The organism is Limnospira sp. PMC 1279.21, from assembly GCF_032349615.1.
Classification (GTDB): Bacteria; Cyanobacteriota; Cyanobacteriia; order Cyanobacteriales; family Microcoleaceae; genus Limnospira; species Limnospira fusiformis.
On sequence record NZ_JARPLU010000504.1, the window covers coordinates 1 to 542 of the forward strand.

Consider the following 542-nt stretch of genomic DNA (forward strand, 5'->3'; position numbering starts at 1 on the left):
AGATATCGCTTACACCTACAGAACACGGGTAGCGTTGGGGTTTGGTTTAGTCATGGACACATCAGCAATTGCATACCAGGTCAATGTTTATGGCTACCGCCTAACACTGCATGGGATGACGAGTTAAAATCTACTGCTAGTATCTACGGGATAACAGAGGATAGTGTTTCGCAGATTGTCGGGTTAGAGCAGACAATCACTTACTAACCGGCTACAATGGAATTATTTAGGAGGTAGGTGATTATGAGTTTTTCAGTTTATAGTAGCGCTCTAAATTTAGACACTCTCAATATTACTGCTAAGATACCGGGTACTCCCGTTACAACCGCTATTAGTTTAACGGCTAATACAGTTGCCGAATTAGTGGCAGTAAAAGCTAACACAAACGGGCGTAATGTATTTATCAAAAATCGGTCTAATGTACCCGTTCATTTAATCTTAGACCCCACAAAAAATACCGTAGCTAATGCCGCATTTTCTGTGAAGCCGGGTGATACTGTTATGCTCACTATTGGCGCTAGTAAACTACAAGCTATTGCCGA

The 542-nt window shown here is 41.7% G+C and carries 1 protein-coding gene and 1 pseudogene; both read left to right on the plus strand.

The genetic code is table 11. From position 1 onward, the window contains the following. Positions 1 to 207, plus strand: a pseudogene (locus P5683_RS25660) (hypothetical protein); the annotation flags it as partial. A 36-nt stretch (positions 208 to 243) separates the two neighbouring features. Further along, a partial coding sequence (locus P5683_RS25665; RefSeq protein WP_315641281.1) for a hypothetical protein occupies positions 244 to 542 on the plus strand: 299 nt, incomplete at its 3' end.